At 46.6% G+C, this 26,125-nt stretch carries 21 protein-coding genes, 2 other RNA genes and 2 pseudogenes; 18 read left to right on the top strand and 7 right to left on the bottom strand.

Going from position 1 to position 26,125, the window contains the following annotated elements:
- The first annotated feature begins 70 nt into the window (after positions 1 to 70).
- The 11 genes and pseudogenes from BLO51_RS18080 (at position 71) to BLO51_RS18030 (ending at position 10,315) form a co-directional block, all read left to right on the top strand.
- Positions 71 to 790 (top strand): M50 family metallopeptidase, encoded by a 720-nt coding sequence (locus BLO51_RS18080; RefSeq protein WP_090674113.1) that lies wholly within the window; start codon positions 71 to 73, stop codon positions 788 to 790.
- A gap of 121 nt (positions 791 to 911) precedes the next feature.
- Complete coding sequence (secG, locus tag BLO51_RS18075; protein WP_090674111.1) at positions 912 to 1,151, top strand: preprotein translocase subunit SecG; 240 nt, start codon at positions 912 to 914, stop codon at positions 1,149 to 1,151.
- Positions 1,152 to 1,296: 145 nt separating this feature from the next.
- A complete protein-coding gene (locus BLO51_RS18070) occupies positions 1,297 to 1,611 on the top strand; it encodes an alpha/beta hydrolase (protein ID WP_245719725.1) in 315 nt (104 codons plus the stop codon).
- A 22-nt stretch (positions 1,612 to 1,633) separates the two neighbouring features.
- The gene (gene rnr, locus BLO51_RS18065) at positions 1,634 to 4,108 is read left to right on the top strand and encodes a ribonuclease R (protein ID WP_090674109.1); all 2,475 of its coding nucleotides are present in this window, start codon (positions 1,634 to 1,636) and stop codon (positions 4,106 to 4,108) included.
- Positions 4,109 to 4,196: 88 nt separating this feature from the next.
- Positions 4,197 to 4,676, top strand: coding sequence for an SsrA-binding protein SmpB (smpB, locus tag BLO51_RS18060; RefSeq protein ID WP_090674108.1), 480 nt, complete (start codon positions 4,197 to 4,199; stop codon positions 4,674 to 4,676).
- Positions 4,677 to 4,885: 209 nt separating this feature from the next.
- Positions 4,886 to 5,249, top strand: a transfer-messenger RNA (tmRNA) gene (gene ssrA, locus BLO51_RS18055).
- A 112-nt stretch (positions 5,250 to 5,361) separates the two neighbouring features.
- Positions 5,362 to 5,726: a transfer-messenger RNA gene (gene ssrA, locus BLO51_RS18050) on the top strand.
- A 79-nt stretch (positions 5,727 to 5,805) separates the two neighbouring features.
- Positions 5,806 to 6,150, top strand: coding sequence for a helix-turn-helix domain-containing protein (locus BLO51_RS18045; RefSeq protein WP_167670255.1), 345 nt, complete (start codon positions 5,806 to 5,808; stop codon positions 6,148 to 6,150).
- A gap of 973 nt (positions 6,151 to 7,123) precedes the next feature.
- Positions 7,124 to 7,894 (top strand): DUF5986 family protein, encoded by a 771-nt coding sequence (locus BLO51_RS18040; RefSeq protein ID WP_217266756.1) that lies wholly within the window; start codon positions 7,124 to 7,126, stop codon positions 7,892 to 7,894.
- A 27-nt stretch (positions 7,895 to 7,921) separates the two neighbouring features.
- Positions 7,922 to 9,106, top strand: coding sequence for a helix-turn-helix domain-containing protein (locus BLO51_RS18035; protein WP_090674104.1), 1,185 nt, complete (start codon positions 7,922 to 7,924; stop codon positions 9,104 to 9,106).
- A 172-nt stretch (positions 9,107 to 9,278) separates the two neighbouring features.
- Positions 9,279 to 10,315, top strand: a pseudogene (locus BLO51_RS18030) (IS630 family transposase).
- An 882-nt stretch (positions 10,316 to 11,197) separates the two neighbouring features.
- On the opposite strand, the gene BLO51_RS29835 reads toward BLO51_RS18030, so the two are convergent.
- From BLO51_RS29835 to BLO51_RS18015, 3 genes are all read right to left on the bottom strand, one after another.
- Complete coding sequence (locus tag BLO51_RS29835; RefSeq protein WP_217266755.1) at positions 11,198 to 11,392, bottom strand: hypothetical protein; 195 nt, start codon at positions 11,390 to 11,392, stop codon at positions 11,198 to 11,200.
- A gap of 1,797 nt (positions 11,393 to 13,189) precedes the next feature.
- Positions 13,190 to 14,701, bottom strand: a complete 1,512-nt coding sequence (locus BLO51_RS18020) for a hypothetical protein (RefSeq protein WP_090674101.1) — start codon at positions 14,699 to 14,701, stop codon at positions 13,190 to 13,192.
- A gap of 200 nt (positions 14,702 to 14,901) precedes the next feature.
- Complete coding sequence (locus BLO51_RS18015) at positions 14,902 to 15,369, bottom strand: GNAT family N-acetyltransferase (RefSeq protein ID WP_090674099.1); 468 nt, start codon at positions 15,367 to 15,369, stop codon at positions 14,902 to 14,904.
- Positions 15,370 to 15,810: 441 nt separating this feature from the next.
- Between BLO51_RS18015 and BLO51_RS18010 the strand changes: the two genes are divergently transcribed.
- The 3 genes from BLO51_RS18010 (at position 15,811) to BLO51_RS18000 (ending at position 19,437) form a co-directional block, all read left to right on the top strand.
- Positions 15,811 to 16,956 carry a SagB/ThcOx family dehydrogenase gene (locus tag BLO51_RS18010; RefSeq protein ID WP_090674097.1) on the top strand — a complete coding sequence of 382 codons (1,146 nt, stop codon included), beginning with the start codon at positions 15,811 to 15,813 and terminating at the stop codon, positions 16,954 to 16,956.
- Between the two features lie 22 nt (positions 16,957 to 16,978).
- The gene (locus BLO51_RS18005; protein ID WP_090674096.1) at positions 16,979 to 18,151 is read left to right on the top strand and encodes a SagB/ThcOx family dehydrogenase; all 1,173 of its coding nucleotides are present in this window, start codon (positions 16,979 to 16,981) and stop codon (positions 18,149 to 18,151) included.
- Between the two features lie 74 nt (positions 18,152 to 18,225).
- A complete protein-coding gene (locus tag BLO51_RS18000; RefSeq protein WP_281180386.1) occupies positions 18,226 to 19,437 on the top strand; it encodes an MFS transporter in 1,212 nt (403 codons plus the stop codon).
- Between the two features lie 283 nt (positions 19,438 to 19,720).
- Here the strand turns inward: BLO51_RS18000 and BLO51_RS17995 are convergent, their stop codons facing one another.
- Positions 19,721 to 20,227 carry a hypothetical protein gene (locus BLO51_RS17995; protein WP_090674092.1) on the bottom strand — a complete coding sequence of 169 codons (507 nt, stop codon included), beginning with the start codon at positions 20,225 to 20,227 and terminating at the stop codon, positions 19,721 to 19,723.
- 389 nt (positions 20,228 to 20,616) lie between these two features.
- Positions 20,617 to 21,825, bottom strand: a complete 1,209-nt coding sequence (locus tag BLO51_RS17990) for an MFS transporter (protein WP_090674090.1) — start codon at positions 21,823 to 21,825, stop codon at positions 20,617 to 20,619.
- A gap of 233 nt (positions 21,826 to 22,058) precedes the next feature.
- On the opposite strand from BLO51_RS17990, the gene BLO51_RS17985 reads away from it, so the two are divergent.
- Entirely contained in the window at positions 22,059 to 22,517 is a 459-nt protein-coding gene (locus BLO51_RS17985) for an Lrp/AsnC family transcriptional regulator (RefSeq protein ID WP_090674089.1), read from the top strand.
- Between the two features lie 187 nt (positions 22,518 to 22,704).
- On the opposite strand, the pseudogene BLO51_RS17980 reads toward BLO51_RS17985, so the two are convergent.
- Both BLO51_RS17980 and BLO51_RS17975 read right to left on the bottom strand, forming a co-directional pair.
- A pseudogene (locus BLO51_RS17980) lies at positions 22,705 to 23,090 on the bottom strand (winged helix-turn-helix transcriptional regulator).
- 55 nt (positions 23,091 to 23,145) lie between these two features.
- Positions 23,146 to 24,027 (bottom strand): LysR family transcriptional regulator, encoded by an 882-nt coding sequence (locus BLO51_RS17975; protein ID WP_090674172.1) that lies wholly within the window; start codon positions 24,025 to 24,027, stop codon positions 23,146 to 23,148.
- Positions 24,028 to 24,138: 111 nt separating this feature from the next.
- On the opposite strand from BLO51_RS17975, the gene BLO51_RS17970 reads away from it, so the two are divergent.
- The 3 genes from BLO51_RS17970 to BLO51_RS29320 form a co-directional block, all read left to right on the top strand.
- Positions 24,139 to 25,338, top strand: a complete 1,200-nt coding sequence (locus tag BLO51_RS17970) for an MFS transporter (protein WP_090674087.1) — start codon at positions 24,139 to 24,141, stop codon at positions 25,336 to 25,338.
- Positions 25,339 to 25,679: 341 nt separating this feature from the next.
- Entirely contained in the window at positions 25,680 to 25,844 is a 165-nt protein-coding gene (locus BLO51_RS29325) for a hypothetical protein (protein WP_167670254.1), read from the top strand.
- Between the two features lie 63 nt (positions 25,845 to 25,907).
- Positions 25,908 to 26,125 (top strand): helix-turn-helix domain-containing protein (locus BLO51_RS29320; protein WP_245719724.1); only part of this gene is annotated, 218 nt, incomplete at its 3' end.

The raw sequence follows: 26,125 nt of genomic DNA, 5'->3' as shown, positions 1-26,125 counted from the left end.
ACATCACGGAAACGGCAACGGTTGTCGATTTTTGCACTTCAAACGCTGATACTTACCCGGAGGGGATCACATGAGTAATCTGATAAAGACCGTATTTTTCTTGATTTTATCGGCCTTTCTTACGCATTTGATTCCCTTCAGTGATTTTTTTCGCAATCTCGATACGATGATTCACGAGTTCGGCCATGCGATCGTGACGTTGGCGTTCTCCGGTAAAGTGATGTACATCGAGTTGTTCGCGAACCATAGCGGCGTGACGTATTCGCAGGTAACGAGCCGATGGAGTCTCCTTCCGATTGCGCTGGCGGGGTACACGACGGCCTCGCTGTTTGCGCTCTTCATGTTCCGGATGCGGGCCAGCGACAAGCAGCGGCTCGGACTGCAGGTGATGACGGCGATCGCCATCGTGGCGCTTATCTTGTTCGTGCGCAACGAGTTCGGAATCTTCTGGCTGCTCGGCTTCATTATCTTGAATACGATCATGCTGGCGTTTATGCCTCGCTGGCTCAACGACCTGTATTACTTGCTGCTGGCATTCCTTACGCTGGAAGAGTCGGTTTTCGGGCCATTCTCGTTGATCCTGTATGCTTGGAACGATCCGGCGAAGGCGGGCGATGCGTCGAACCTCAGTATGGTGACTCCGATCCCGGCTATTGGGTGGGCGGTGCTGTTGACGCTGTTTTCCTTGTGGTGCGCGGTACGGGCGTTGAAGTGGTTTCTCAACGGACGCAAATCGCCGCGATCGCCACGATCCTCGCGTCCTGGGTACCGCCAGCAGTTCGGAGAATGAAGATTTTGTAAAATACGCATGGGACGATCCAACAGGATTTGTCAGTGCGTATTTTTTGTGGTATACTAAGCATGCTGTCTATTTTCGGACAAGTCCGTTTATTTTTGCAGGAGGTGGAATCATGGAATTAGCATTGAAGATCATCCTGGTCATCGCTTCACTTGGCTTGATTGCGGCCGTTTTGCTGCAGCCGGGAAAAAGCGCAGGTTTGTCCGGTGCCATCTCCGGAGGGGCGGAGCATCTGTTCGGAAAGAAGAAGGCGCGGGGGCTGGAACTGTTTTTGTCCCGTTTGACTATGGGTCTCGCCGTTGTATTCTTCGTCTTATCTTTGGTTGTGGCGTACTTTGTAAGAGGCGCGTAAACATAAAAAGGCGACAGCAGGGGAATATTACTCCTGCTGTTTTTTTGTAGCTTTTCACATGGATAGATCTCGCGAGGGCCGCACGCTCCAGGAAGGAAGAGGCGGCCCGGAAAATCCCGAAGGCTGCGAGACGGAGGCGGGGCGCTTGAAACGAGTACACAAAACAACGGAGCCTTTTCGGCTGGAAGGTACCGGTGAGCGGGCTTCGACGCAGCAGCTGCTCATTCACGGCTTTACGGGTTCCCCGTCTGAGTTTCGGCGGCTCGGCTATGATTTGAACGATCTGGGCTATACTGTTAATGCTGTCCTGCTGCCGGGCCATGGAACGACGCCGGAGGATATGATTCGTATCGGCCGGGGCGGGAACGGGTATACGAAGATATATCCCGTTTTTTGGCGAGGCTTGATCAGGTCGGGACATGGAAACAGGCGGTCGTGGAAATTCAGACATAGGTTATAGAAAGAAAAGGCAGGTGAGAACATTGATAACGCGTGAAGCTTTACTAGATTTTATGAAAGAGACGGCTTATAAGCCGATGACGTATCATGAGCTGGAGCAGCACTTCGTGCTGGAGAGCGCGCAGGAGTTCAAAGCGTTCCTGAAGCTGCTCAATGAGCTCGAGAATGAAGGACTTATTCTTCGTACGCGCAACGAACGGTACGGGGTGCCGGAGCGGATGAATCTGCTGCGCGGCAAGCTGCAGGCGCATGCCAAAGGCTTCGGCTTCCTCATACCCGACGATCGCGATCATCCGGACGTGTATATCCATGCCAACGATATGGGGACGGCGATGAACGGAGATATCGTGCTCGTGCGGATCACGTCCAAGAGTCCGTCCGGCGGCCGGATGGAGGGCGAAGTGGTACGGGTGGTCAGCCGGGGCAATACGCAGATTGTCGGTCTGTTTCAGGCCCATGAGGAGTATGCGTTTGTCATTCCGGACGACAAACGGGTAGTGCGGGATATTTTTATTCCGAAGGAATCGTTCGGCGGTGCCATGGACGGGCACAAGGTCGTGGTGAAAATCGTATCGTACCCGGAAGGACGCGCGGCGGCGCAAGGCGAAGTGGTGGAGATCCTGGGTCATAAAAACGATCCGGGTGTGGATATTCTCTCGATTATCCGCAAGCACCAGCTGCCCGAAGCGTTCCCGGACGAGGTGATGGAAGAAGCGGCGGCTGCCCCGGATGTGATCTCGGAAGGGGATTTGAAGGGCCGCCGCGATTTGCGCGGGAAGCGTATCGTTACCATTGATGGAGAAGACGCCAAAGACTTGGATGATGCGGTCAACGTGGAGCGGCTGCCGAACGGCAACTATGTGCTCGGCGTGCATATCGCCGATGTCAGCTATTATGTTCGCGAGGGCTCGCCGCTGGACAATGAAGCGTACAGTCGCGGGTGCAGCGTATACTTGGTGGACCGGGTCATTCCGATGCTGCCGCACCGGCTGTCCAATGGGATCTGCTCGCTGAATCCGCAGGTGGACCGGCTTACGATGTCCTGTGAGATGGAGTTCGACGCGGATGCGAACGTGGTGCGCCACGATATTTTTACAAGCGTGATCAAGACGAGCGAGCGAATGACGTATACGAACGTCCGCAAGCTGCTGACCGAGGAAGCGCCCGAGCCGGAGCTGCTGGAGAAATACGCGTACCTGTTGGAAGACTTCCGTTTAATGAAAGAGCTGGCGATGAAGCTGCGGTCGAAGCGGATGCGCCGCGGTGCGATCGATTTCGATTTTCAGGAATCGAAAATTTTGGTCGATGCGGACGGCAAGCCGACGGATATTGTGAAGCGGGACCGGACGATCGCCGAAATGATCATTGAGGAGTTCATGCTGGCGGCGAACGAGACGGTGGCGGAGCATTTCCATTGGCTGAAGGTGCCGTTCCTGTACCGGATTCACGAGGACCCGGATGGGGAAAAGCTGCAGCATTTTATGGAGTTCATTACGAACTTCGGCTATGTTGTCCGGGGCAAAGGCAATTCGGTGCATCCGCGGGCGCTGCAGACGCTGCTTGAGGAAATTAAGGGAACGAAGGAAGAAACGGTCATCAGCACGGTAATGCTGCGCTCGATGAAGCAGGCGAAGTACGATTCGCAAAGCTTGGGCCACTATGGTCTGGCCGCGGAATTTTACTCTCACTTCACGTCGCCGATCCGACGTTACCCCGATCTCATCATTCACCGCGTTATTCGCGAGGTGCTGGAAAGCGGCTCATTCAGCGAAGCGCGGCACGAGTACTTGGCTTCGCGGATGGACGATATTGCGAAGCAATCGTCCGAGCGGGAGCGGGTGGCGGTCGATGCGGAGCGGGAGACGGAGGCGCTGAAGAAGGCCGAATTCATGCTCGACAAAGTCGGCGAGGAATTTGGCGGCATTATCAGCAGCGTGACGAGCTTCGGGATGTTCGTAGAGTTGGAAAATACCGTGGAAGGGCTGATCCGTCTATCCGATCTGACGGACGACTATTACCACTTCCACGACGCTCAGCACACGCTCATCGGCGAGCGCACGTCCAAAATTTATCGCCTTGGCGATGAAGTGAAGGTGCGCATCTCGCGGGTAAACATGGAGGAGCGTACCATCGATTTCGAGATGGTCGATATGAAGCCGCGGCCGCAGAAGATGAGCTTGGTCGACGCGCTGGATGCCGTGCGCAAGACCAAGCGCGACGGTCGTCCCGGTCGCGCAGGCAAGGCCGCCGCAGGTGGAGTCCGCGCGGGACGCGGCGAACGCGCCGGGAAGCGCGGCGCAGGCGGCAGCGGGCGCGGGAAGGGCCCAGCCGCCGCGAAGACGCGCGCGCTGGAGGCGGTGCGCACCGGCGAGGGCGCCACGGCGACCGGCCGTGCCGCAGGGCGCAAAAGCGCCAAAGCCGTGGGCAAGGCGGCCAAAGGTGGCGGCGTGGGCATCGGCTTCGCCAAGAAGAAGCGCAAAAAGACCGTCAAGCGCTAGTTCCCCTTGATTTCCGGGGATGGAGTTGGTACAATGGACTCCATCCCTCTGTTTGGAAATCGGTATGGGAAGGAGCGGCTACGGGGGCATGAGCAAAAAAAGCGATGGAAAAGTGCTGGCGCAGAACAAAAAAGCGTCTCACGATTATTTTATCGAGGATACTTACGAATGCGGCCTGGTGCTGACCGGGACGGAGATCAAATCGCTGCGGCTCGGACGAGCCAATATCGGCGACGCGTTTGCGACGATCCGCAATGGCGAAGCATTCGTGCACAATATGCACATCAGCCCGTTCGAGCAAGGCAACCGGTTTAACCCCAGCGATCCGACGCGGGCCCGAAAGCTTCTTCTCAAGAAAGTCGAGATTAACAAACTGCTGGGCCAATCGAAGCAGGAAGGCTACACGCTGGTGCCGCTCAAGGTATATGTGCGCAACGGCTACGCGAAGCTGCTGCTCGGCTTGGGCAAAGGAAAGAAGCAATATGACAAACGCGATACGGAGGCGAAACGTGACGCTCAGCGGGATATTCAGCGGGCGCTGCGCGAGAAGCAGAAGGTCGCACGGTAACGTCTTGGCGGGAATGCGCCAATATGTTTAGGTTTTGGTATCGCTTCCAACAACTCGCCCCTTCATTTTGCTCAAGGATATGTTATAATGAAAGAGCACTTGGGGAAGTGCACAGCTTTTATAGCAGAAGTCAGCAGAAGTTGTAGGTAGATTTTATTTCATAACCTTTTTAATTAGGGTCTCCCATCCGATGGGAGGGCCACCTATGCGGGGACGTTCTTGGATTCGACGGGGATAGTTCGAGCATGGGTTGCGGGTAGTGGGGACGCGTCCGCTTTATCAACGCTAAAGCCAATTAAATGGCAAACAACAACAATCCTACGCTTTCGCAGCTTAATAACCTGTGAGCGTGCTTCTACCCTGCATCGCCCATGTGCCGGGATAGGGGCTCAACTTTAGTGGGATACGCTGTCTAGTCTCCGCCTGCGGCTAGCTGAAGAAGATAATCAGGCTGACCCAACGCGTAGCCGGTTACGGGGCGACGCTCGGGTGACATCAAAACTGTGACTACACCCGTAGAAGCCTGTGTGGCGTTATCTTCGGACAGGGGTTCGACTCCCCTCGTCTCCATAAGTATTACCAGAAGGGATGTCCGCTGAGGTGTGAAATCAGTCATAATTTTGCCGCTTAGGCAAGCAAATGCATGATTTTTGTTCCGGCAAAAATATGCATGATTTTTTTACCCGGGGCCGTTATGGATTCGACGGGGATAGTTCGAGCATGAGTAGCGAGTAGTGGGGACGCGACCACTTCATCAACGCTAAAGCCAATTAAATGGCAAACAACAACAACCTGCTCTTTTAGCAGCCTAAGAAACTGCTGGAGCGCTCCTACCTTCCATCGCCCATGTGGCGGGCTAGGGGCTCAACCTTTAGTGGGATACGCTGTCTAGTCTCCGCCTGGGGCTAGCTGAAGAAGACAATCAGGCTGACCCAAACGCGTAGCGGGTTACAGCGCGATGCTTGGGTGACATTAAAACTGTGACTACACTCGTAGAAGCTTATGTGGCGTTATCTTCGGACAGGGGTTCAAATCCCCTCGGCTCCATACGTAAAGCATATTTTTGTCCAAATGGGACGAGAGTATGCTTTTCTTGTATAAACTCACCAAAATTAAGGTGGAGTTAAATTTGGATAATTTTACTTCGGTTGGAGAAAGAATAAAATCTATAAGAAAACATCATAAATTGACGCAAATCGAATTTGCGCAAAGCTTAGAAATAGCACAAGGCACACTTAGTGAGATAGAATCTGGAAAAGCCAAGCCTTCTTTTGAAATGTTAGTTTTGTTGGCGGATAAGTTTTTGGTAGACATGAATTGGCTGGTTTTTAACAGAGAAACAGAACTGCATCTAGGCTTGCAAAATGATGAACTTTTGTTATTGGAAAATTACCGCAACCTTGAGCAAATTGCTAAGGATGAACTAATCGATTTTTCAAACTTAAAGTTATTGCGTTATCAAAGAAAACTTTAAAGTCCTATAATGATTTTACATTTACATTGAGGAGTACTCAATAGGGATCTTGTTGTTTGAATAGGAATAATCGGAATAACGCATAGAGATCTTTAGAAATCTTGACTACGGTTTAAAGATATTATTGGCCAAAGTGGTTAGGCTGGTGGAAGTTAAAATTGCTTATTCATAGATACAGAGGCTTGGAAGCCTTTTGATCATTACAATAAAGTATTGTTCTAAAAAAATAACTACAATAAAGTTTTGTACGAAACTTGTAGAAGTGTATTTCTCCCTTGAAAGTCCCGATGATTGTTTTCATCGGGATATTTTTTAATTCGAAAGGAGAGGTTAAGTTGCAAGCAAGCTTAGGGGATCATTCGTATAACAAATCAATCGAATCACATGAATTCTCAAACTTGATTGGAGTTTCTCAAAACATTAAGTGAATTGGAGCAAGGCAAATATAGGATACAATACTATCCCTACATAATGTATTTAATACAGATCATAACTGGGCATTGTTCGAAAATAATGAACGCACCTACAGCATTGTTCTCACTTGATGAAAAGAAACTGTGATTAATTGAATTATTTAGAAAGCTCCGTGAAAATGATCAAGAAGAATAGTGCAATTTATGATTTAAGTGGCTTGCAGTACGGGTTCCCTATCCATTTGACTTGGTGTATTTTTTCATCGTGCTCAGATAGATCTGCACCAATAATAACGGCTACTCTGGAAGTGCTGGGGATCCCTAAAGAGTTTATCTTGCCATATCGGTTTATTGTTTTTCATATTCTTTAATGGATTCAAGATAGAACTTTTCAAGCTTATTTTGAAGAGAATAGATATCATCAAATTTATCGTCGTCTCAGTTCGGTATTAGCACAGTCAAGGACAGCATAATTGGAACATGGGGAACAATGAGATGAAATAGCAGTCATAGGTTTACTTTTTTTTATTTTATGTAGTATAATTAAAATAAAATCGGGAATGATGATTTGGGGGTGGAATAAATTGCTGAGTCGTTTAGTGTTGAATGATGATATGGCAGAGTTATTGGTCAGATCCTTTACTCAAGAAACAGAGAGTGTCTTAAACGATATCAAGAAGGAACATGGTCTGGATACCGGGAATTTTAGAAATGGTGGTTCTTGGGACAAACGGTTTGGCCGTATTAAAGATGTGGCCCTTCAAAATGATTTAGTTGTGCTCACAAGGAGCAGGGGTATCTGGACCTTTGTCTGTGTTCTGGATTTAGGTACTGGAAGCCTGTACATTTTCTCAAAGGAAAAGAACTTAGATGTTGTAATCAAGAATTTTGGTAAAAAGAGTATACACTACTTTCATGCGTTTGTATCGTTGAACGGTGGCCCCTTGGAATTTGCCAACCAACAATTGACGTTATTTGAATCACTAACAGAAGAATATGAAAATAAAAGGTTGCTGGAAGTCCAGAAGATACTGGGCGAAGAATATCCTTTGGTCAAGCAGGTAATTTTCGTAATTGGTCAGGAAATCGATAAGAGAGTTGTTGGTGTTGAGGCGCGCCTGTTTAATCGATATTTTGAGTTAATCGATAAGGCGGATTGGACGGCGTATGTATTTAAAGATGAATATAGTGACGTGGCTGTTTTAAATGAGGAAGTCGTGGAGAGCATGGATATTATACCCAAAATTAAGCCATCGGTTAAGAAGCGGAAAGAGGAAATTGCAAAGAAGAAGCTTCTTGAAGAAGGAAAAAAAGAGGAAGATAACGGGTAGTGTTCCTCGATATAAGGAGGAATCTGAATGTTTCAGCGGCAGTTTAATGGGACGAGACTAAGAGAGGGAAGGATATATCGAGGTCTAACTATTACTGATTTAGCCAACGAACTTGGTGTCAGTAAACAGATGATTTCGAAGTATGAAAACAATAAAGCTGTCCCTAACCTAGATTCATTGTTGCATATAACAAATATTTTGAAATTTCCCAGAGAATACTTTTATGAAACACCAGTTGAAGTAAAGACGGGAAGCACATACTTTCGTTCTTTGTTGACTACGGGAAAGAAAGAACGAGAGATGCAGTATGATCGGGTAAAGTACCTAACAATTATTCGTGCTTTGCTTGAGGAATACGTGGACTTCCCAGAGCTTGATGTTCCAGATTTTTCTGATCGGGATACTGAAAGTGTTGAAGAAGTAGCGGACCAAGTCAGAATGGCTTGGTCGCTTGGTGATAAGCCGATCAAGGATATTATTTATTTACTTGAAACTAAAGGGTTTGTTATATCCTCTTTGAAGCTAGATAATAAGATGATTGATGCTTTTGGCTCACAACATGAAATACATGGGAAGTTGTACTATTCTATTGTTTTAGGCAATGATAAACGGTCTTTTTACAGACGTCAGTTTGACGTTGCTCACGAGTTAGGTCACAAAGTTTTGCATGACCCATATTTGAATATTGAAGATTTAAGTAAAGAAGAGTTTAAGCAAATTGAGCAGGAAGCGAATGATTTTGCTGCAGCGTTCTTACTGCCTAGAGAAAGCTTTCTGAGAGATGTATCCATTCATCCTAATGACTTGAACTACTATAAATTGCTTAAGAAAAAGTGGTGTGTGTCTATTGGAGCAATGGTGATGCGGGCATATAAGTTAGGAGCAATCAATGATGGAACATACCAGTACATGCAGCGTTCTATAAGCCATAAAGGTTGGAGAACAAAAGAGCCGCTCGATGATTTAAAAGACCTGAAAGATCCTGTTTCGATGAAACAAGCTATTGAGTTGTTGATTGAGAATGACTACATCAGCGGCGAAGGGTTTATGCAGAAATTATCGCAGCATTATGGATTAAGTTTGTTGAGGGAAGAAGTTGAAGAATTATTAGGACTTGAAGAAGGGTATCTGGAGACAGAAATCGCCTATACAGGCAATATCGTGAGCATTAAGGATAAGTTAGAATCAAGATCTAGAGACATAACAAGTTAGTTACTACACTGTTGCAAAGGCGCCCCTAAAAATGGCACCTTTTTTTGTTTTTGTTAAAGAAAATATAGTATTATATAAGTTGAACTAAAGATCTTAGAAAACTATGGTAAGGAAATTCATACCTACTTGTCGAATAAGTAATGAAACATGAGCAGACAGGCAGGGAATGAAGATGGAAAACACAAAAAAATTAGAAGAAGTCAAGCAAGCGATGAAAAAAGCAAAAGATCGCCGCATGTACGAGCGTTTATCAGGCACTATATTTATATTTGCAAGTTACCCGGGCGGAAGCGATTGCGCCTATTTTAAATCGAAGCGTTCAAACGGTCAAAGGCTATATTCAAGCTTATCAAACAGGCGGTCTTTCCGCTCTGAAAATGAATCATTCACCAGGAGCACCTGCTCGCTTAACGAAAGAGCAGCAGGAAAAACTAAAGCAGACCATTATAAGCTCAGTTCCAGATGATGTGGGTTTTACGGCCCGCCACAACTGGACGTTGGAAATCATCGTGGCCTTTATTAAACGAGAATTTGGCTATACCTATTCGCTTCGTGGTGTTTCGAAAATGATGCATCGCCAAGGGTTAAGCTATACGAAACCCACCTATACCTTAGCGGCGGCGGATGAAGAAAAGCAGCGCCAGTTTTCGGAAGAAACATTCCCGCATTTAAAAAAAGACTAATGACGAGCTCGATTATTTACTGTTTGAAGATGAGTCGATGATCCGTGACTACCAAGCCATTCAAAAAACATGGTTTCTGTGCGGCAAACAGCGGATCATCCGCACCACTGGCAAGCATCGCGGTGTCAAACTGTTGGCAACGGTTGACTATGCCACTGGAGAGATTGTTTGGCAGGAAGATGAGAAATACACAGCGGAGACCTTCTTAAGCTTTCTTCAAAAGGTGGTCGCTCACTATCCAAAGGGCAAAATCGTCATCGTGTTGGATAACGCTCGCATTCATCATGCCAAGCTAATACAGCCGTTTTTGGAAGAGATGAAAGGCCGACTCGAACTGGTTTTCCTGCCGCCTTACAGTCCGAAATTGAATCTTGTTGAAGGGTTATGGAAATGGCTGAAGTCCGATGTAATTAACAATGTGTTCTATCACACGGTGGCCGAAATCCGTAACAATGTTCAGCAGTTTATGGACGAAATCATGAAATCTCGGTGGTCGATCATAGATCGGCTTTGTGTTAGGTGCTAATTCAATTGAATTCATTAGTTCAACTTATATAGATTATACCGGTATGCTTTCATGCACCTGGTACAGCGGTCCAGATCGCCCTCCGTCACGCGGACGGATACTGATACACAAGCAGCTACCGCAGCGCGAGTGAAATGATATATATTGTAGTTTCGTTTTGTTCCTACGATAAAAGAGGATAATTTTACCGAGAGGTGATTACCATAATTTATGTTGCAAGTACAGAGCTAGGGGAGATAGGTGTTGAATTTAGTAATTAAACCAAAACAACCCAAAAGATGAGTAGATTGTATATGGGGCGATGGGATGGAATGACACAATACTGTAGTAAAATTCAATGTTTTAAGGACAAGAATTAGATTTGAAGATTCCCTATGTTCGGTTGAAGGGGAATCTTTTAATTTGGTCGGTGCCGCGGCAGCAACCTGCGCGCACGTCCAGCTGCATCGCAGAGTGACTGAGCCGCACGCTCCGGGTGCACGACGGCAACGTCAGTGGGACGAAACCCGGCATTCGAATGGCGACCTGTTACGTCGTTCTCTCGGCCCCGCGTCCTGGTACATGGAGCCGGCCCGAGAGAACGACGTCATACGTTGTCCGGGGAGAACCGGCAGTGTATCGGCGGGCGAAGTCGCACGCCTCGGGTGCAGGTGGCATTCACCAGCGGTTCTACGACGGAAGTCTGCGATCGGTGTCCCGTTGCATTTCGGCGGGCGATCAGCCACGCGCTCCGGGTGTAGGCGGTATACACTAAATCCGATGAAACAGTTGGAACTGCGGCAGCCGTATACTCGCTGCTCTATGACGGCAGGCCCCGGGTTGCGCGAGCCGGGTGCAGTCAGCATACACCAGTGTTGCAGCAGTTGCATACGCGAGATCCGGTTACGTGACGGCGGGCGACCAGCCACCCGATCCAAATGCAGGCGGTATGTAGCAACTCGGGAAAGCGGTATGCGTCGCGATGGCAGCTTGTACGCGGTGCTTGGTTGCATGATGGCAGACGGCCACGGCCGGAACACATGCCCCAGTAAACGACGGCATATAATAGTCCGGGGAATCCGGAGGCACGAGCTGCATCCAGTTGCGTGTCGGTGGGCGCCTCTCCTAGACCCAAGTTAAGAACATTGCACGTCGCGTGAGTGACGGGAAGGTTCGCATCGGCGCACGAATCGCAGCCTATGCAGCTCCCCCCTGTAGAATGAATAACCGGCCTGAACGTGGAACGCTTCCGGCGCCCATAGACAGAATGATTTGTCTGTGCCAAAGGGCTGTTCAGCGATCTTAACGCATCGATCAGATTGCCTGCCAGTCAGCGCAGCTGATGCACGGCCACGGCGGTCCGGAAAGAGCGAGCCGGGAACGCGGCATGTCGGTCCTGATCAGCTTCTGCAGCGCGCTTCGGAAGCGCGGCGTTTAATGCATAATTAATAGAGGCACACTCTATGAATATATGATATAATTTCCATGGATGACAGAGCAGTGGTGGCCTGCGGCAGATCGCCTTTAAGGAGGTGAATGCCTTGGCCACACTTGCGACAACGCTATTCTCGGCCATAAAGGTGCTTGCACCCTTGCTGAGCTTTTGGTTCAGCGTTCGGAAGCTGTACAGATGGCTTAAGCGCAAGCGGCGCAAATGAAAAACCACCGTTGCTTGGCTGCCCGGTGGTCTTCATGTAAGGTACTCTTCATAACATAACTCGCGCCGTTGGTTATCACAGCTTTGTCATCTGACCATGAAACTGTTGGCGCAGTCTCGTGGTCTTTTTTATTATTCCCAAAGTAGCCCTAAGTGTTACTTTGATTCACCTTAATTCTATCACGTATGCATTGCATACGCTACAAAAAAGTGTAAAGAGTACGTTACACTTTTACAGAATTTGGATTAATGAAATCAAATTTTGGGATTTGTCTTTTGAATTCTTACTGCGACTTCTGAATCAACAAAGCAACAAGGAATAAAAAAACGAAATGAACTGGATAAAAGGACCTCCAAAGCCATTTTTTCAAACAAGGTCGATTATAAAAACACACTACCTTGATATGCGTGGTGGGGGACGAAGCCGCATGCCTTGGGTGCAGGCGGCATTCACAAACTCGGGAAACCGCGGTGCTATGAAACCTGTGAGTGACGTCCGGTTGCGTGTCGGCGAGCGACCGGGCCGCGATAGCCCTGGAATACAGCGGTTAACGATAGTCGACTGCATACACCAGACCGGGGCGCGGCGGCAACTTAAAGCGTGAGATGCCCAGCAGCGTAGCATAGCCTAGTCTGGCAAAAAAAAGAGGACGAGGTGGGAAGCACGCCGAAGTCAAAGAAGTCAGTACGCAAGATTCTATGATAGGCGTCGACACTACCCCAATCGACTTCAAAACTTTAGAAGTAATTCCAGCGAATGAATCAATGGGGCTTGAGACTTTTTTTCAGATGATTGAAGTTCTTAAGCAGTCATTCCCGGTTACCATCAAAATGTTGCTCTTAAGGGTACCGACCGGTAAACGCTTCTCTATCTGTCCGAATGGTTCCCGCAGAACCTGCGCCGTTGTTCAGTTGGTATATGGTATCTCGACATTCTACATTGTCGAAGTGGCTAGACCTGATGATTGGTCGATTTCGACACTAATATTACGTCCTACGAATCAATTCCAAATCAGCACGGTCGAAAAAATATTTAGCACCTCCTAGACGGGGTGTTACAAAAAGGCGGACACTGGGATCAGTACATCCTGAATCAGTGCAACGGAATAAGTATTGATAAGTTGAAGCATTATCAGAGTGACACGATTCGTGAATGGGCATATAGACTTGCAGGCAAATTAATGCCCTAAAGAACCGATTACTTCGGAATAATGAAGTAATGCAAGTACGGATTTTCGCTAATCGACTCGCTCTAATCGCATGCTTTCGGATCTTTGTTGCGGGACACCAGATCCTCGAACTTCCTGCGTGCCCAGCGGCGCCGAGGCAATCACTACACTACCCGAGTCGGTGCGGCACACTAGTTCGATGCGGTCGTACCGCTCCCAGTCTGGCAACACGTTCTTGACGATCAACGCGACCTCGTGCAGCAGGCGGGTCGCTGGGTAGTCCGAGCCACACACGCCTAATTCAACCCGGTCCGCCGATTTCGCCGCCAGATCGGCGATCGCGGTAGCGCGCACCACCTTGGTGTACTGGGGCCAGCGGACGAACTTGGCCACCTTGTTCTCGAACATCAGTTGGAACAGCCGGTGCCGCTTGCCACCATCGGTCGACCGGACCAAGATGTCCTCCATGACCTCCACCGGCAACCACGCCCGTTGCCACGCCCGGTGCTGGCCTCGGTGAGCACGTACGGCGCGCTTGTACAGTTCGGACTCGGCGGGTGCTCGCACGGCGTCATTCGTCAGGCCATTGGAGTACATCGGCACGGAGGTGAACGGCCACTCCTCGGACTGTCGTATCAGCACTGTGATCAGGACCACGCACGCGAGCAGTCCCACGGCGGTGAACAAGCCCGCCAGGGGGACGGCGGAGGCGATGCTTGCATGGTCGGTCAGGCTCGGCACGACCAGAAGCAGGTAGCACCACATTTGCACCCAGTACTTGGGACGCATCACGCACAGGATGCCGACGTGCAGCGAAATCCAGCTTACGACCAACGGAACCCGCCACGAGGGAACGAAGATCGCGACCGGCGCCGACAGTTCGATCAGCACGGTCAAAGACGCGAACACCCGGCACAGCACCGGGCTACCCACCAGTAGTCGGGTCATGAAGGGCCAGAGGGACGGCGAGTACTTGATATAGAACCGCAATGCGCCGCCATTTAACCACCCGAGGCCACCGTAGAGGAGCTTGGACACGCCGCCGGCGAACATCGTGTAGGACAGGAATAATAGCAGTAATAGCGGAGCGAACCCCGAGGTGAACGCCGATTGACCGGGCACCAGCAGCGGCCAGTTCACGTACTGGGCGAGCAGACCGTCCAGCGAGAAGTCGTAGGACACCGAGAAACACATGGCCAGCAACGCGTACAGCGCCGAGTGCTTCGAGTGGTGGGCGCCTAGCGCACCAGCATTGACCATGTGCAGGAACGCGAAACCCAGGAACGTCAGTACCCCGCTGACCGGCTGGACGAACCCGGCTGCGGCCGCGACCCAAATTGCGATCGTCAGCTTGGCCACGACCGACAGCACCTGGGGACTAACCCAGCGGAGGCCCAGCAGCCGCAACGCCAGGACCGGGGTGTAAAAGGCGCGCTCGGTACTGCCCATGATCTTCGCCGCCTGCAGCGGCGACGGGAAGTCGACGATACACAGCACCAGCAAGCCAGTGTAGAAGACCGCCCGCAGCACCCCGGATACCGGTGCCATCTCGAACAGCCACCAATGCGTGACCATGTTCATTGCTATACCCCTCCCAAGGATAAATCCTCGCCATTGTCATAGTATCGAGAATTCCTGGACCCATAAAAAGAAAGCTTTCTCAAAGTGCCAATCATATGGATCACAGTTAAAAGTTCGGAAGACTACTTGATAGCCCAGTGATTGTTCCCGACTTGCTATCGTTCTAGTAAAAACGAGATACGAGTTAGTTTTCACTTGCTTCAGAGATGTTTTTTCATCTTAATGCTTGTTGGAATATACCCCATCTTGGTATATAACTGATACGCACGTTTGTTGTGCCCGAAAACATGTAAGCCGATTGAACTTACATTCATCGAGGCAAGGTCAGTTTCAAGTGCAATAAGTGCCTGCTTTCCATATCCCTTGCCTTGAAATTCTTCGTATATCTGAATGCTGTAAATATAAGCTGATTTCTCACCCTTGTTTTCTTTGACTGTATACCAAACCGTGCCTATTGTACCTACTACTTCGTGATGCAATGAACACAGAAAATGTCCATTCGTTTGAATCCCTTTAGGTAATAGTTCATTTGTTTCTTTGGTCGCTCGTTCAATCGATTCTGATGGTGTCCATCTGCCTTCCTTTACATTTTCTTCAGCATACTCTCTGACTGTCTCTTCGAAGAACCTTTTATATTGTTCTTCGTTCATTCGAACCAGATTTATCATGGATGCTCCTCCAATTACTCGACATACTGAGACTAATTCTCGTCGGACAAAATAAACAATTTAGTAAAAAAATGCAACTAATATTCACAATTTATAACTGATATTGACTTAATATTACCATTTAGTTAATATAAGTACAACAAATAGTAGGAGGTGGAAAACTTGGAGAATGCAGTGAACGAAGAGGCGTTTGTTTTTGACGAAAAGAAAGAACAGGACATTATGATGCATCCGTCCGACTAATCGATTTGTAACATCTTATTAAAACGGAGGTGACAATCTTGGAAGAAATCCGCAAAGAGGAAACTTTTGTTTTCGATGAAAAGAAAGAACAGGACATTATGATGCATCCGTCCGACTAATGGTTGGCATGAGCGGAACCACCTGATCATCAATCAGGTGGTTCTCACGACTATTCCTGCTGGGAAAGGGTTTGATAGAATGTCACGATTGAACCGTTATTATTTAGCACCTGATTTAGTCATCACTTATCCAGATGGACAACCGCAATTGATTCTACCGTCTGTAAAACGCACTTTTAAAGTTGATTGGAAGGTATGCGAGATTATCTCCATGTTTTCGAGTGAAGACACAAGCTTGCAACCGATTTTTTCAGAATCAATGGTAACAAATATTATCGATCACTTGGTCAAAAATGGAATTCTCATCGACAAGGAAACAGATCACAATTTGGCCATTGAGCAAATCGTAGCGGAATGGCAAGATTGGGATGAATCCTCTTGGTTCCTTCATCTGCAAACAAAAGATACAAAATTTGAAACCACTGAAGAAGGTCGCTTGCAAAGTGTTGAGAAATTCAGAAAAATAACATCTCCTCCACCACAATATTTCAAGTGTAACTGCACATCATCTAGCATCAAACTACCGACTTCCAGTAAACTTTTAGATCAAACTTTGGTCAATTCTTTTATGCAACGTAGAACCTGCCGACGTTTTTCTGAAAAACCAATTTCACTACAAAACTTAGCCGATGTTCTATTTTACTCTGGTGGAATTCTCTTCACAAATGACACACACTCCTATGGAATCGTAGCCAAAAAGCCCTCTCCCTCTCCGGGTGGACGACATGCAACAGAGTTATATCCGATTGTGAATGCTTGTGAAGGTTTACGAAGCGGTGTGTACCATTACTGTCAAAAACACCACGCTTTACATCTTATTGAGGCAGAAGAAGACGTGAAGCCATTTCTAAACGAAGTCCTATATGGGCAAGACTATTTCCTGAATGCTGCAGTTACAGTTTTTTACACAAGTGTTTTAGAACGTTTAAAATGGAAGTATAAGACCAGTAGAGTTTATCGGCTCATGCATCTAGAAACAGGCCATTACGCGCAAAACTTTTTACTTACCGGTGCTGCTCTTGATTTGGGCGGTTTTGTTACTGCAGCTTTCAAGGATAGTGTTATAGAAGAGAAATTGGGTGTTTGTGGGATTCGCGAAGTTGCGATGTACGTCTCCGGTATCGGCCATATTGTGCCTGATGAGACTACGCGATCAGATATTGAATATGCACAAGTACTGCCTGAAGGAATCGAGATCCGCCTCCCTATAGGAGAGCATAGCTAACGAAAAGGGGGAGGAGAAATCAATGGAAAATATTCATGAATACAGACTTGCATCAGACTTGGTTATTACTTACGTCAACAGGAAGCCTCAATTGAGGATACCCTCTCAACATCGTCGTTTCGAAGTTGACTCGAAAGTCATGTGTGTCGTCTCTGCATTCACAGGGAACCCAGAAGAGACTTTACTCAGACTAGAGAAGACCATTTCCAAAAACACAATACAAGCTATCGTTAATAAGTTGATTGATGTCGGTGTTCTCGTTTCTGCGAACGAACAAAAACAATCAAAAACCTCGGAAATAGTTAGGGGATGGGCAGAGTGGGGAGAATCCACTTGGTTTGTCCATCTGGAAAGCCGCGATGCCAATTATAGGTCGGCCGATGAAGTGGGGAAGGAATTTATGGAATCTTCCGAACCACACCCTCCCACATATAAATGCAACTGCGAAAAATCAAATATCACTTTGGCTAAACCTAGCACCTTGTCAAACATGACCCTCTCCGATGCTTTAACACTTCGAAGATCCTATCGAAACTTTTTGCCGGAATCAATCAAGCTACAAGAACTTTCCGATCTTCTGTATTATACAGGCGGAATCCTCTTCACAAATTCGACTCGTTTCTTTGGACAAGTTGCAAAGAAGGTCGCTCCTTCGCCCGGAGGTCGGCATGCAACGGAATTATATCCAGTCATAAATAATTGTGAAGGTCTGGAAAGAGGCATTTATCATTATTGTCAAAAACACCACGCCCTGCATCTTCTTTCTAAGGAGGAAGATGTTAAATTATTTTTGGATGAAGCATTGTATGGCCAAGACTACTTTCTGGATGCATCCGTTACAATTTTTTATACAAGTGTTATAGATCGATTTAAATGGAAATACAAAGGCGGACGCATGTATCGACTTATGCATTATGAAACCACTCACTACGCTCAAAACTTTTTGTTAACGGGAACAGCACATAATTTAGGCGTATTCATGACGGGAGCTTTTAAGGAAAGTTTAGTTGAATCAAAACTCGGTATTGACGGCGTACATGAAGTGGCCATGTATGTGACAGGAGCTGGACAAAAAGATGAAATAGGTCCATATGCTCGCGCCGGCATTGAGCTAAGTGAAAACGTACCGACAGATTTTAAAATTGTCCTGCCAAAAGCTCTTTCATCTACAGCTGAGCAAAAGATACTAGGGTAGGAGAGGAGACGACATTGAGTCCCTGGTTTCAGTATTCGACAATAAAGAAAGTAGTTCATTCACAACCTTGGAGTGTGCCCCTTCTAGGGGCATTGTTTCTAGATTCGTTCGGCTCAGGGTTAATCATGCCATTTCTTGTTCTTTTTTTTCTAAAGACGAGTGGTCTTTCGTTGGAACAAGTGGGTCAAATGCTATCGATCAGTGGGCTGGCTGGAATTCTTGCTATTCCTGTCTGCGGTATGATCGTGGATCGATTAGGTACAAAGCCTGCTGCTCTTGCAAGTTTTTTATTACGAGGAATCGGAACTCTTGGATTTTTGATATTCCATAATATTTGGGGAGTGACGATCGTAGCGACCATTGTTACCTGGGGACAGCGGGCATGGCCAGTTGCGAACCAATCGCTCATCTCACAACTTGTCCCCAGCGAGAATAGAACGATGTGGTTTGGGAGTTCCCGCAGTTTACGAAATTTTGGGAATGCTTTAGGAATGCTCATAGGTACAGGTGTCATAGCAGTATTCAATACACCATTTGCTTATGAGACGTTAGTATTCATAGATGCAATCAGTTTTCTTATTGCAGCCGTGTTGATTGCAAAAATTCCATTGCGCAACCAACCAATTATAAAAAAAGAACAGGCTCCCAAAAAAGTTTGGGCGATTCGTTTTTCATACGACTCAAACTTAATGCGTTTTTTGGTAGCAGTTGCTCCGATTACCTTTATGTACGTCGCTTTAGCATTCACAGTGCCAGCTTTTATAAAGGAGATAAGTCCAGACCTTAGTTGGATTTCTGGTGTGTTATTTACAGTAAATAGTCTTGCCGTTCTGGTCCTTCAGATTCCGCTGTTGTTTTTTACACATCGCTTGAGCGATTTGCAAAAAATGATCGTCGGTTCGGCTGTTTTGGGCTTATCTTATATGATTTTCTTAGGAAGTGCGTTTTTAGGATCTGTACACTTGAACTTTTTTGTTCCACTTCTTTTCGTCGGAATTCTTCTCTTTAGTTGTGGAGAACAACTTTTTTATCCAGCGTCTGCAACGATTGTGGGGGAAATTGGTCCGGCTGAGAAAAGAGGGCAAAGCATTTCGAGTTATCAACTCCTCTATGGAATCAGTAACGCGATCGGTCCCTTCATTGTAGCATACTTATTAACAAGAAATATTTCCTTATCTTGGTCGTTTTTTGCGGTGCTTGCTTTTGTTAGCGTATTCCTACAGTGTATGTTGTTACCCAATAAAAATGGACAATCGCGTTCTCGTGAAGAGAGAATTTCCCAGTGACGAATCATTGGTCCGCAAGGCATCTTCACTGAAGCATGGTATGTGAATAACCTACCGAATAAATGTTCGGTGAAAATAAAGTATTAGGCTAGAGTTGTTGATTTAGCGAGGTTTTTGAACTGAAGAATCGTCAGCTTTTGAAAAATAAGTTTTAGACTGAACAATTAATATAAAGCAGCGGGAGACCAAGACTGATAAATAAAGTCTTAGACTGCCGCTGTTGTGGTTCAACTAACGTTTCCCGTTAGTGGACCAAGCTCTTAGACCGCTCAGAAAGGAGGAGTTATTTTTGTAAGCTCCATGAATGAATGACTGTATAGTTCTTTTTTAATTGGCTATACCTTATGACATTCTTATTCTTCAGTTCATTAAATAACTGATAATAATCCTGCTCCAAGGTTTCCCAATCACTATATTTTCCATTTCCGTCCAATTGCCCGGTTAGAGAGCTTGAATTCGTTTCGTTAAATAGGGTTCCATTGGACGTTTGCCAATCGGGAATTTTATCTTTCCACTCCGCATATATAAAACCTCTCCACTTGTCCCCTAAAGCTGACACCAATAAGTTTTTATTAACTTGATTAGCTCCCCTGAACATTTCTAGACTAGGATGATTATTATCAATGAAGAAATTACCGCAATTGGAACACTGATAAACCGTTTTAAAAAGTGTGCTTATTAATGATCGGATTCTCATTGCAGCTTCTTCTTTATCTGTAGATGACGGTCCCGATTTCTCAATAGCATCGTCAATCTTGTCCAGGAGATCAAACTGATCTTGGTCCGACATTAAATATCCCTTATAGGATAAATAATCAGTCGTATCGTGTATTCTTTGTCCACACTCACATCTAAAATTCATTCGTTCACCTCAGGCCGACTGCCACTTATATTAGGGCTGCTAATTACAACGTATACTTCAATATAAATACTACCACGTATTGGGGTTATCCTGCCCGTTAATGACTGATTCAGTCTAATACTTTATTTTTACAGTTTATCAAGACCTAAACTTAAGAAAGTCAAATAAAATAAAGGGTTCTACATATTATGCATGACTAATATGTGGAACCCTTTATGATTAACTATCGTGACCCGTTAGCTTAATCATCTCACCTTTTTGACGTACAATGTATCAACAGAGACTCTAATTTTTTTGACAATGCAAGTTTGTATGTCTCAGCGCCTTTTTGAAGGAAATCCGTGCTCTTTAGCGCGCCACGCTACTAGCAGCGCAAGGATCAGTAGAATAAACAATGCCCACGGGAAGGAGCCGACACCAAGTGTTTCGATCAGAATACCGCCTATCACACCGCCGCCGCCGATGGCCAGATTCCATGCCGTCACCAGCATCGACTGAGCCACATCTGCACTTTCACCGCCGGCTTCAGCAACTGCTGTCTGTAGCAAAGTCGCCGCTCCGCCGAACGTCAACCCCCACACAGCAACCACTAGATAGATCACGATGGGCTGATTGCTACTTATGCCTAGTGCGACTGACGCCAAGGCGAAAGCAGTGAGGCTGATCAGAACCAATGGCCGTAGTTTGCGATCGATTAAAACACCGATGACCCAGATGCCAATAAGCGCTGTAATGCCGAAAATAAGAAGGACCAAGTCAACGTGCTGGGTAAGCCCCGCTTGGGCAAGGTACGGTGCAATATAGGTATACAGGATGTTATGTGCCAGCACCCAAGCCAGAACGACAAATAGTATCGGCCGTACCCCCGGAGTGAGGAAGACTTTTCGGAGAGGGAGCCGTTTGTCTGCGGCCTCTCCTGGATAGTCGGGCAGCTTCCAAAGCACCCAGGCAACCAGCATTAGAGCCAACAACGACATGATTCCAAAGACAGAGCGCCAGCCTACAAGGTCACCGAGTAGTGTTCCAGCAGGGACACCGAGCGCCAGGGCGAGAGGCGTCCCGACCATCGCCACCGCCATAGCTCGTCCCTTAAGTGATTCCGGCACCATCCGGCGGGCATAGCTTGCTAACATACCCCATAAGACACCAGCGGATACGCCCGCGAAGAATCGAGCTACCAGCGTCAATATATAGTTGGAAGAAAATGTAGTGAAGGTGTTGAATACGAGAAAACCAAGGATACACATGAGCAGCAGTGGTCGCCGCCGCCACCCGCGCGTCGCGGTGGTCAAGGGAATCGCGGCCAATAGTGAGCCTAGGGCGTACAAGGTGACGAGTTGACCCGCAAGGGCCTCCGAGACTCCAAGACCCTCACCAATCTGGATCAGCAATCCGGCCGGAATTGTTTCTGTAAGAATACATATAAACCCCGTCATAGCTAGGGCGAGTAATCCAGCCCATGGGAGACGTTCAGAAGAGGGTGTGTTGGAGACACTCTGTGTGGCAGAAGTTGTGTTTTGGCTCATTTCAGAAGAACCTCTCTTGTATAAATTGTTATTTATATGATCTACTGCAAAGCGATTAAAACATTCTTCATCCTTTCGGAATAGTTAAAGCATCAAACACTTTACTATTGTAAGTTTATTATATAAAATAAGTTATCTTGATTACATAAGGGAACCAAGTTAAATTAACCATATAACGATTAATTACAAGTTAGTTTATAGGAAATACCTTAAATTTAAAGGAGTCGATTTCAATGGACCACGTTGATCAGCAAATCCTTTTTCACCTTCAAAACCAAGCGAGAATTTCTATGACGGAACTAGGAAAATATATTGGTTTATCACAACCCGCAGTTACGGAAAGAGTTAGGCGTATGGAGGAAAAAGGGATCATCAGCGAGTATCGCACCATAATTTCCCCTGATAAAATTGGAAAACATGCTGCTGCCTACATGTTGTTTCATTCAAGGGATTGTAACGCATTCCTTGATTTCTGCCGCTCAACTCCCGATGTCGTCGAATGTTACCGAATAAGTGGAGAACACAACTACTTATTGAAAGTAATAACCGACTCCACACGAGCCCTCGAGGAGTTCGGAAATCAATGTGATAAATACGGAACCTACACGATTCTAATCGTAATGTCATCGCCTATCGATCATAAATTTCTCATACCTTCGCTTGAAGAAGGAAACTTAAACATGCTGAGTTAGATAAACATGACAAAAAGGAATCCGGTATCGAACCGGATTCCTAGCACTATTTTTACAGCCATATATTTCTAAGCCTTAGATCTTTCCAACGTAATTGAACATTACTGCCGTTAGCTGAACAAAGGGCTACCACTCGGCAGCCCTTGTAAGGCTGTTTGTTGTCATAAGATTCAATATAGGAAGTAATCTATATTTTCAATCCGTCTTTTTCCTTTAGGCTTCTGTTACTACGAACATTCTGATCATATCTTTCTCCCCAATCTCGCATAAGGAAAACAATAGATTTTAAGGTCTCTCCGAACTCCGTAAGGGAGTATTCCACTTTTGGAGGAATTACTTGATATATTTCACGATTTACAATCCCATCTTGCTCTAATTCACGAAGCTGCAACGTTAATATACGTTGTGTAGTGTTTGGCATCAATGTCCGCAACTCATTAAACCGCTTGGTTCCAGAAGTTAAGTAATATAGAATAATCCCCTTCCATTTCCCCCTATTACGTTCACGGTACTAGCAACAGGACAAGCATGTGTGTTGGGACACGGTTTCTTCTTTTTTTCTTCAGCCATCATAATAACCCCCATGTATTCTAGGTATCAAAGGCCTACAGGCCGAGGAGCTTCCCCTTCACTGGTTGTCCATTTTCGCTTGCTCCCTCATAATTCGAATGAATTCTTTGGCCGCTGGGGTGACATCTTCCATAGAGAGGGCAATAAGTCCGATGTTCCGAGTAATTTTAGGTTCAATCTCCTTGACGATCAGCTGATGATTGACTGAAGAGAGCGTGAACTTCGAGATAATCCCGATTCCCAAATGGTTGTTTACCATGTTGACTAACGTTTCGGTAGTTTGGACGGTCAAATTCTCGCTATAGGTAATCTTGTTCTCATGCAGGACCTTAGCGATTGCGTCTTCATGTCCGCCTTTGCAATAGATAAGATCACTTTGATAGTTCTCGATAGGAACGATACGATCGTGGATTAACTTATGACTCTCGGGAAGGACGGCAACCATATAGTCGGAAATTAAGTGATGATACTCGAAGCCATCGAACGGTGAAGTAACGATGCCGAATTCGACTTTCCTCTCTCTTACCCAGTCTTTAATCTGATTGGAGACCCCTTCATCCAGTTCAAAGGCAACTTGTGGATGATGAGACCTGAATGAGGAAATGGCTTTGGGTAATAATTTCGCCGAAGCTGCGGGGAAAGAAGCCAATTTTATTTTTCCTGACAAGAGCATGTGTTCGTCGCTTACCAGTTGGAAGATTCTCGTTTCAAGGCTTTTCATTTGTATAGCCAAATTTCGGATTTCTCTACCGATATCCGTTAGAATCAGACCTTTGTGCTTATCTCTAATGAATAATTTCACGTTCAGATCTTTTTCAAGATTTTTAACGGATTTACTGACTGCTGGTTGAGAGATGAATAGGGTTTTAGAAGCATCGGTTACGTTTAATTTGTCAGCGACCACCAGAAACACGTTTAGATTGTTTAAATTTATGTTCATGTCCATCCCATAACCAAATGGTTATACCCCTTATCAATAATGTGTATTTCAATTATAACCTATTCATTGCTACGATATAAAGCAATAATACTTCGAGAGGGGATAATCAAGATGAGTGATCATGCTCGATCTGGAACCAAACGCATATGGATTACCGCTTGGATGGTTACCGCCGTATTCATATTGTCCAATTCGGCAACGCCGCTCTATATTCAATGGCAAGGACAAATGGGATTTACGAACGGTACGTTAACCCTCATTTTCGCTGCCTATATTATAGGACTTCTTGCGACGTTATTAGTAGCCGGCCAGCTCTCTGACCGCTTCGGGCGTAAACCGGTATTGTTCCCCGGTTTATCGGCTGCTTTGGTAGCGTGTGTCATGTTCGCTTCGGCTTCTTCGGTTATTATGCTTGTCATAGCTCGGTTGCTCTCTGGCGTTGCCGTCGGGGTAATCGTGACGGCGGGTATGGCTTCGGTAGTGGATGCCGGTGGGCCTTCCAAGAAGTACCTGTCTTCTCTAGCAGCATCAGTTGCTATGGTACTTGGCGCCGGACTCGGCCCACTGCTTGCAGGCATTATGGCACAAGAATTGGCCAAGCCTGCCGTTCCTATTTTTATCATGGAGTTCATCATCTTGGTTACCGCTTTTATCGTGGCAAGCTCACTTCCGAGGCATCAAAATCGAGAACGGCTAGAAGATCCCTCTAGCAAATGGAGACTGCGCCTGCCAGGTGTCGATACTCCGAATCGAACCCATCTCGCTCTTGGAATCGCCGTATTCGCGCCGGGCATTACTTCGACTTCTTTTGTCTTGTCACTAGGCCCCTCGCTCTTGTCCAAACTGATTCATGTCACGAGTCCGCTAGTTGCCGGGGGAACTGCTTGCGCAATGTTCCTTGCCGCAACTGGGGTTCAATTCGGCGTCAAAAAGCTAGCTATCCGCCAAATATTATTCTTAGGTAGTTTGGCTGTCCTCCTATCCATGGTCAGTATGGCTGCCGCCGTTAACTTATCGGTTGCATCCCTCCTTGTGATAGCTGCTGTATTCGCTGGGATGGGACAAGGTTTGGGTCAATTGGGAGGACTTACGCTTATCTCGCTGCATGTGCCCGAATTTCGGAGAGCGGAAGCCAATGCTGTCCTTAATTTAGGCGGGTACATTCCGGCCGCTTTACTCCCCGTAGGTACAGGCTTCCTCATTGACAGCACAAGCTTAGCCTTTGGAGCAACGTTATTTACGGTCGTTCTCATCGCTGCTTCAATTGTCGGAGCCTGTTTTGTAGCGGCGAGATTAAAGCAAGAGCATTAAGATGGGGTCACCATGTGTTCCAATTTGTCATTCGCTTCTGCGATCGGAAGTGCTGGGATGACGATGACATTTGCATTCATCGGGGTGCTTGGATTACTCCTAGTTGCCCTTATCCTACCAAGATATCCCCTTCGGCTTATGTACCATGCTGCAAGAATTAAAGACATTAAATAATTAAGCTCGTATTCGTTCATTTGATATCGATAGTGTTAATGACCGATAAGAAGCAACTTTATTTTCACAGTCTACAACTTTATTTTCCGAGTCTATATAAGTTGAACGAAAGATTGGGTAACTATGGTAAGGAAAATCGTACCTGCTTGTCGAATAAGTAATGAAACATGAACAGACAGGCAGGGAATGAATATGGAAACACATCAAAACTTGAAGAAGTAAAACAAGCGATGAAAAAAGCAAAGGATCGTCGCATGTTCGAGCGCTATCAGGCGCTGTATTTACATTTACAGGGTACTCCGGCAGAAGCGATTGCACCTGTTCTAGACTGAAGTGTCAAAACTGTAAAAGGTTATATTCGGGATTATGAAACAGGTGGTCTATCCGCTCTGAAAATGAATCATTCACCAGGAGCGCCGGTTCGCTTAACGAAAGAGCAGCAGGAAAAACTGAAGCAGACCATTGTAAATTCGGTTCCTCATGAGGTGGGTTTTTCGGCCCGTCATAATTGGACATTAGAAATCATTGCAGCCTTTATTAAACGTGAATTTGGCTATACGTATTCACTTCGTGGCGTCTCGAAAATGATGCATCGCCAAGGGTTAAGCTATAC

Source organism: Paenibacillus tianmuensis, from assembly GCF_900100345.1.
GTDB classification, from domain to species: Bacteria; Bacillota; Bacilli; order Paenibacillales; family NBRC-103111; genus Paenibacillus_G; species Paenibacillus_G tianmuensis.
Note: the sequence above shows the minus strand (reverse complement) of the source record. Positions and strands in the feature narration are given on the sequence as shown.

Excerpts from the sequence above, each read along its gene's own strand:
- BLO51_RS18080 (WP_090674113.1), top strand. The coding sequence starts at position 71 with ATGAGTAATCTGATAAAGACCGTATTTTTCTTGATTTTATCGGCCTTT.
- secG (WP_090674111.1), top strand. The coding sequence starts at position 912 with ATGGAATTAGCATTGAAGATCATCCTGGTCATCGCTTCACTTGGCTTG.
- smpB (WP_090674108.1), top strand. The coding sequence starts at position 4,197 with ATGAGCAAAAAAAGCGATGGAAAAGTGCTGGCGCAGAACAAAAAAGCG.
- BLO51_RS18040 (WP_217266756.1), top strand. The coding sequence starts at position 7,124 with ATGATGATTTGGGGGTGGAATAAATTGCTGAGTCGTTTAGTGTTGAAT.
- BLO51_RS18035 (WP_090674104.1), top strand. The coding sequence starts at position 7,922 with ATGTTTCAGCGGCAGTTTAATGGGACGAGACTAAGAGAGGGAAGGATA.
- BLO51_RS29835 (WP_217266755.1), bottom strand. The coding sequence starts at position 11,392 with ATGCAGCTCGTGCCTCCGGATTCCCCGGACTATTATATGCCGTCGTTT.
- BLO51_RS18020 (WP_090674101.1), bottom strand. The coding sequence starts at position 14,701 with ATGAACATGGTCACGCATTGGTGGCTGTTCGAGATGGCACCGGTATCC.
- BLO51_RS18015 (WP_090674099.1), bottom strand. The coding sequence starts at position 15,369 with ATGATAAATCTGGTTCGAATGAACGAAGAACAATATAAAAGGTTCTTC.
- BLO51_RS18010 (WP_090674097.1), top strand. The coding sequence starts at position 15,811 with ATGTCACGATTGAACCGTTATTATTTAGCACCTGATTTAGTCATCACT.
- BLO51_RS18005 (WP_090674096.1), top strand. The coding sequence starts at position 16,979 with ATGGAAAATATTCATGAATACAGACTTGCATCAGACTTGGTTATTACT.
- BLO51_RS17995 (WP_090674092.1), bottom strand. The coding sequence starts at position 20,227 with ATGTCGGACCAAGATCAGTTTGATCTCCTGGACAAGATTGACGATGCT.
- BLO51_RS17990 (WP_090674090.1), bottom strand. The coding sequence starts at position 21,825 with ATGAGCCAAAACACAACTTCTGCCACACAGAGTGTCTCCAACACACCC.
- BLO51_RS17985 (WP_090674089.1), top strand. The coding sequence starts at position 22,059 with ATGGACCACGTTGATCAGCAAATCCTTTTTCACCTTCAAAACCAAGCG.
- BLO51_RS17975 (WP_090674172.1), bottom strand. The coding sequence starts at position 24,027 with ATGAACATAAATTTAAACAATCTAAACGTGTTTCTGGTGGTCGCTGAC.
- BLO51_RS17970 (WP_090674087.1), top strand. The coding sequence starts at position 24,139 with ATGAGTGATCATGCTCGATCTGGAACCAAACGCATATGGATTACCGCT.
- BLO51_RS29325 (WP_167670254.1), top strand. The coding sequence starts at position 25,680 with ATGAACAGACAGGCAGGGAATGAATATGGAAACACATCAAAACTTGAA.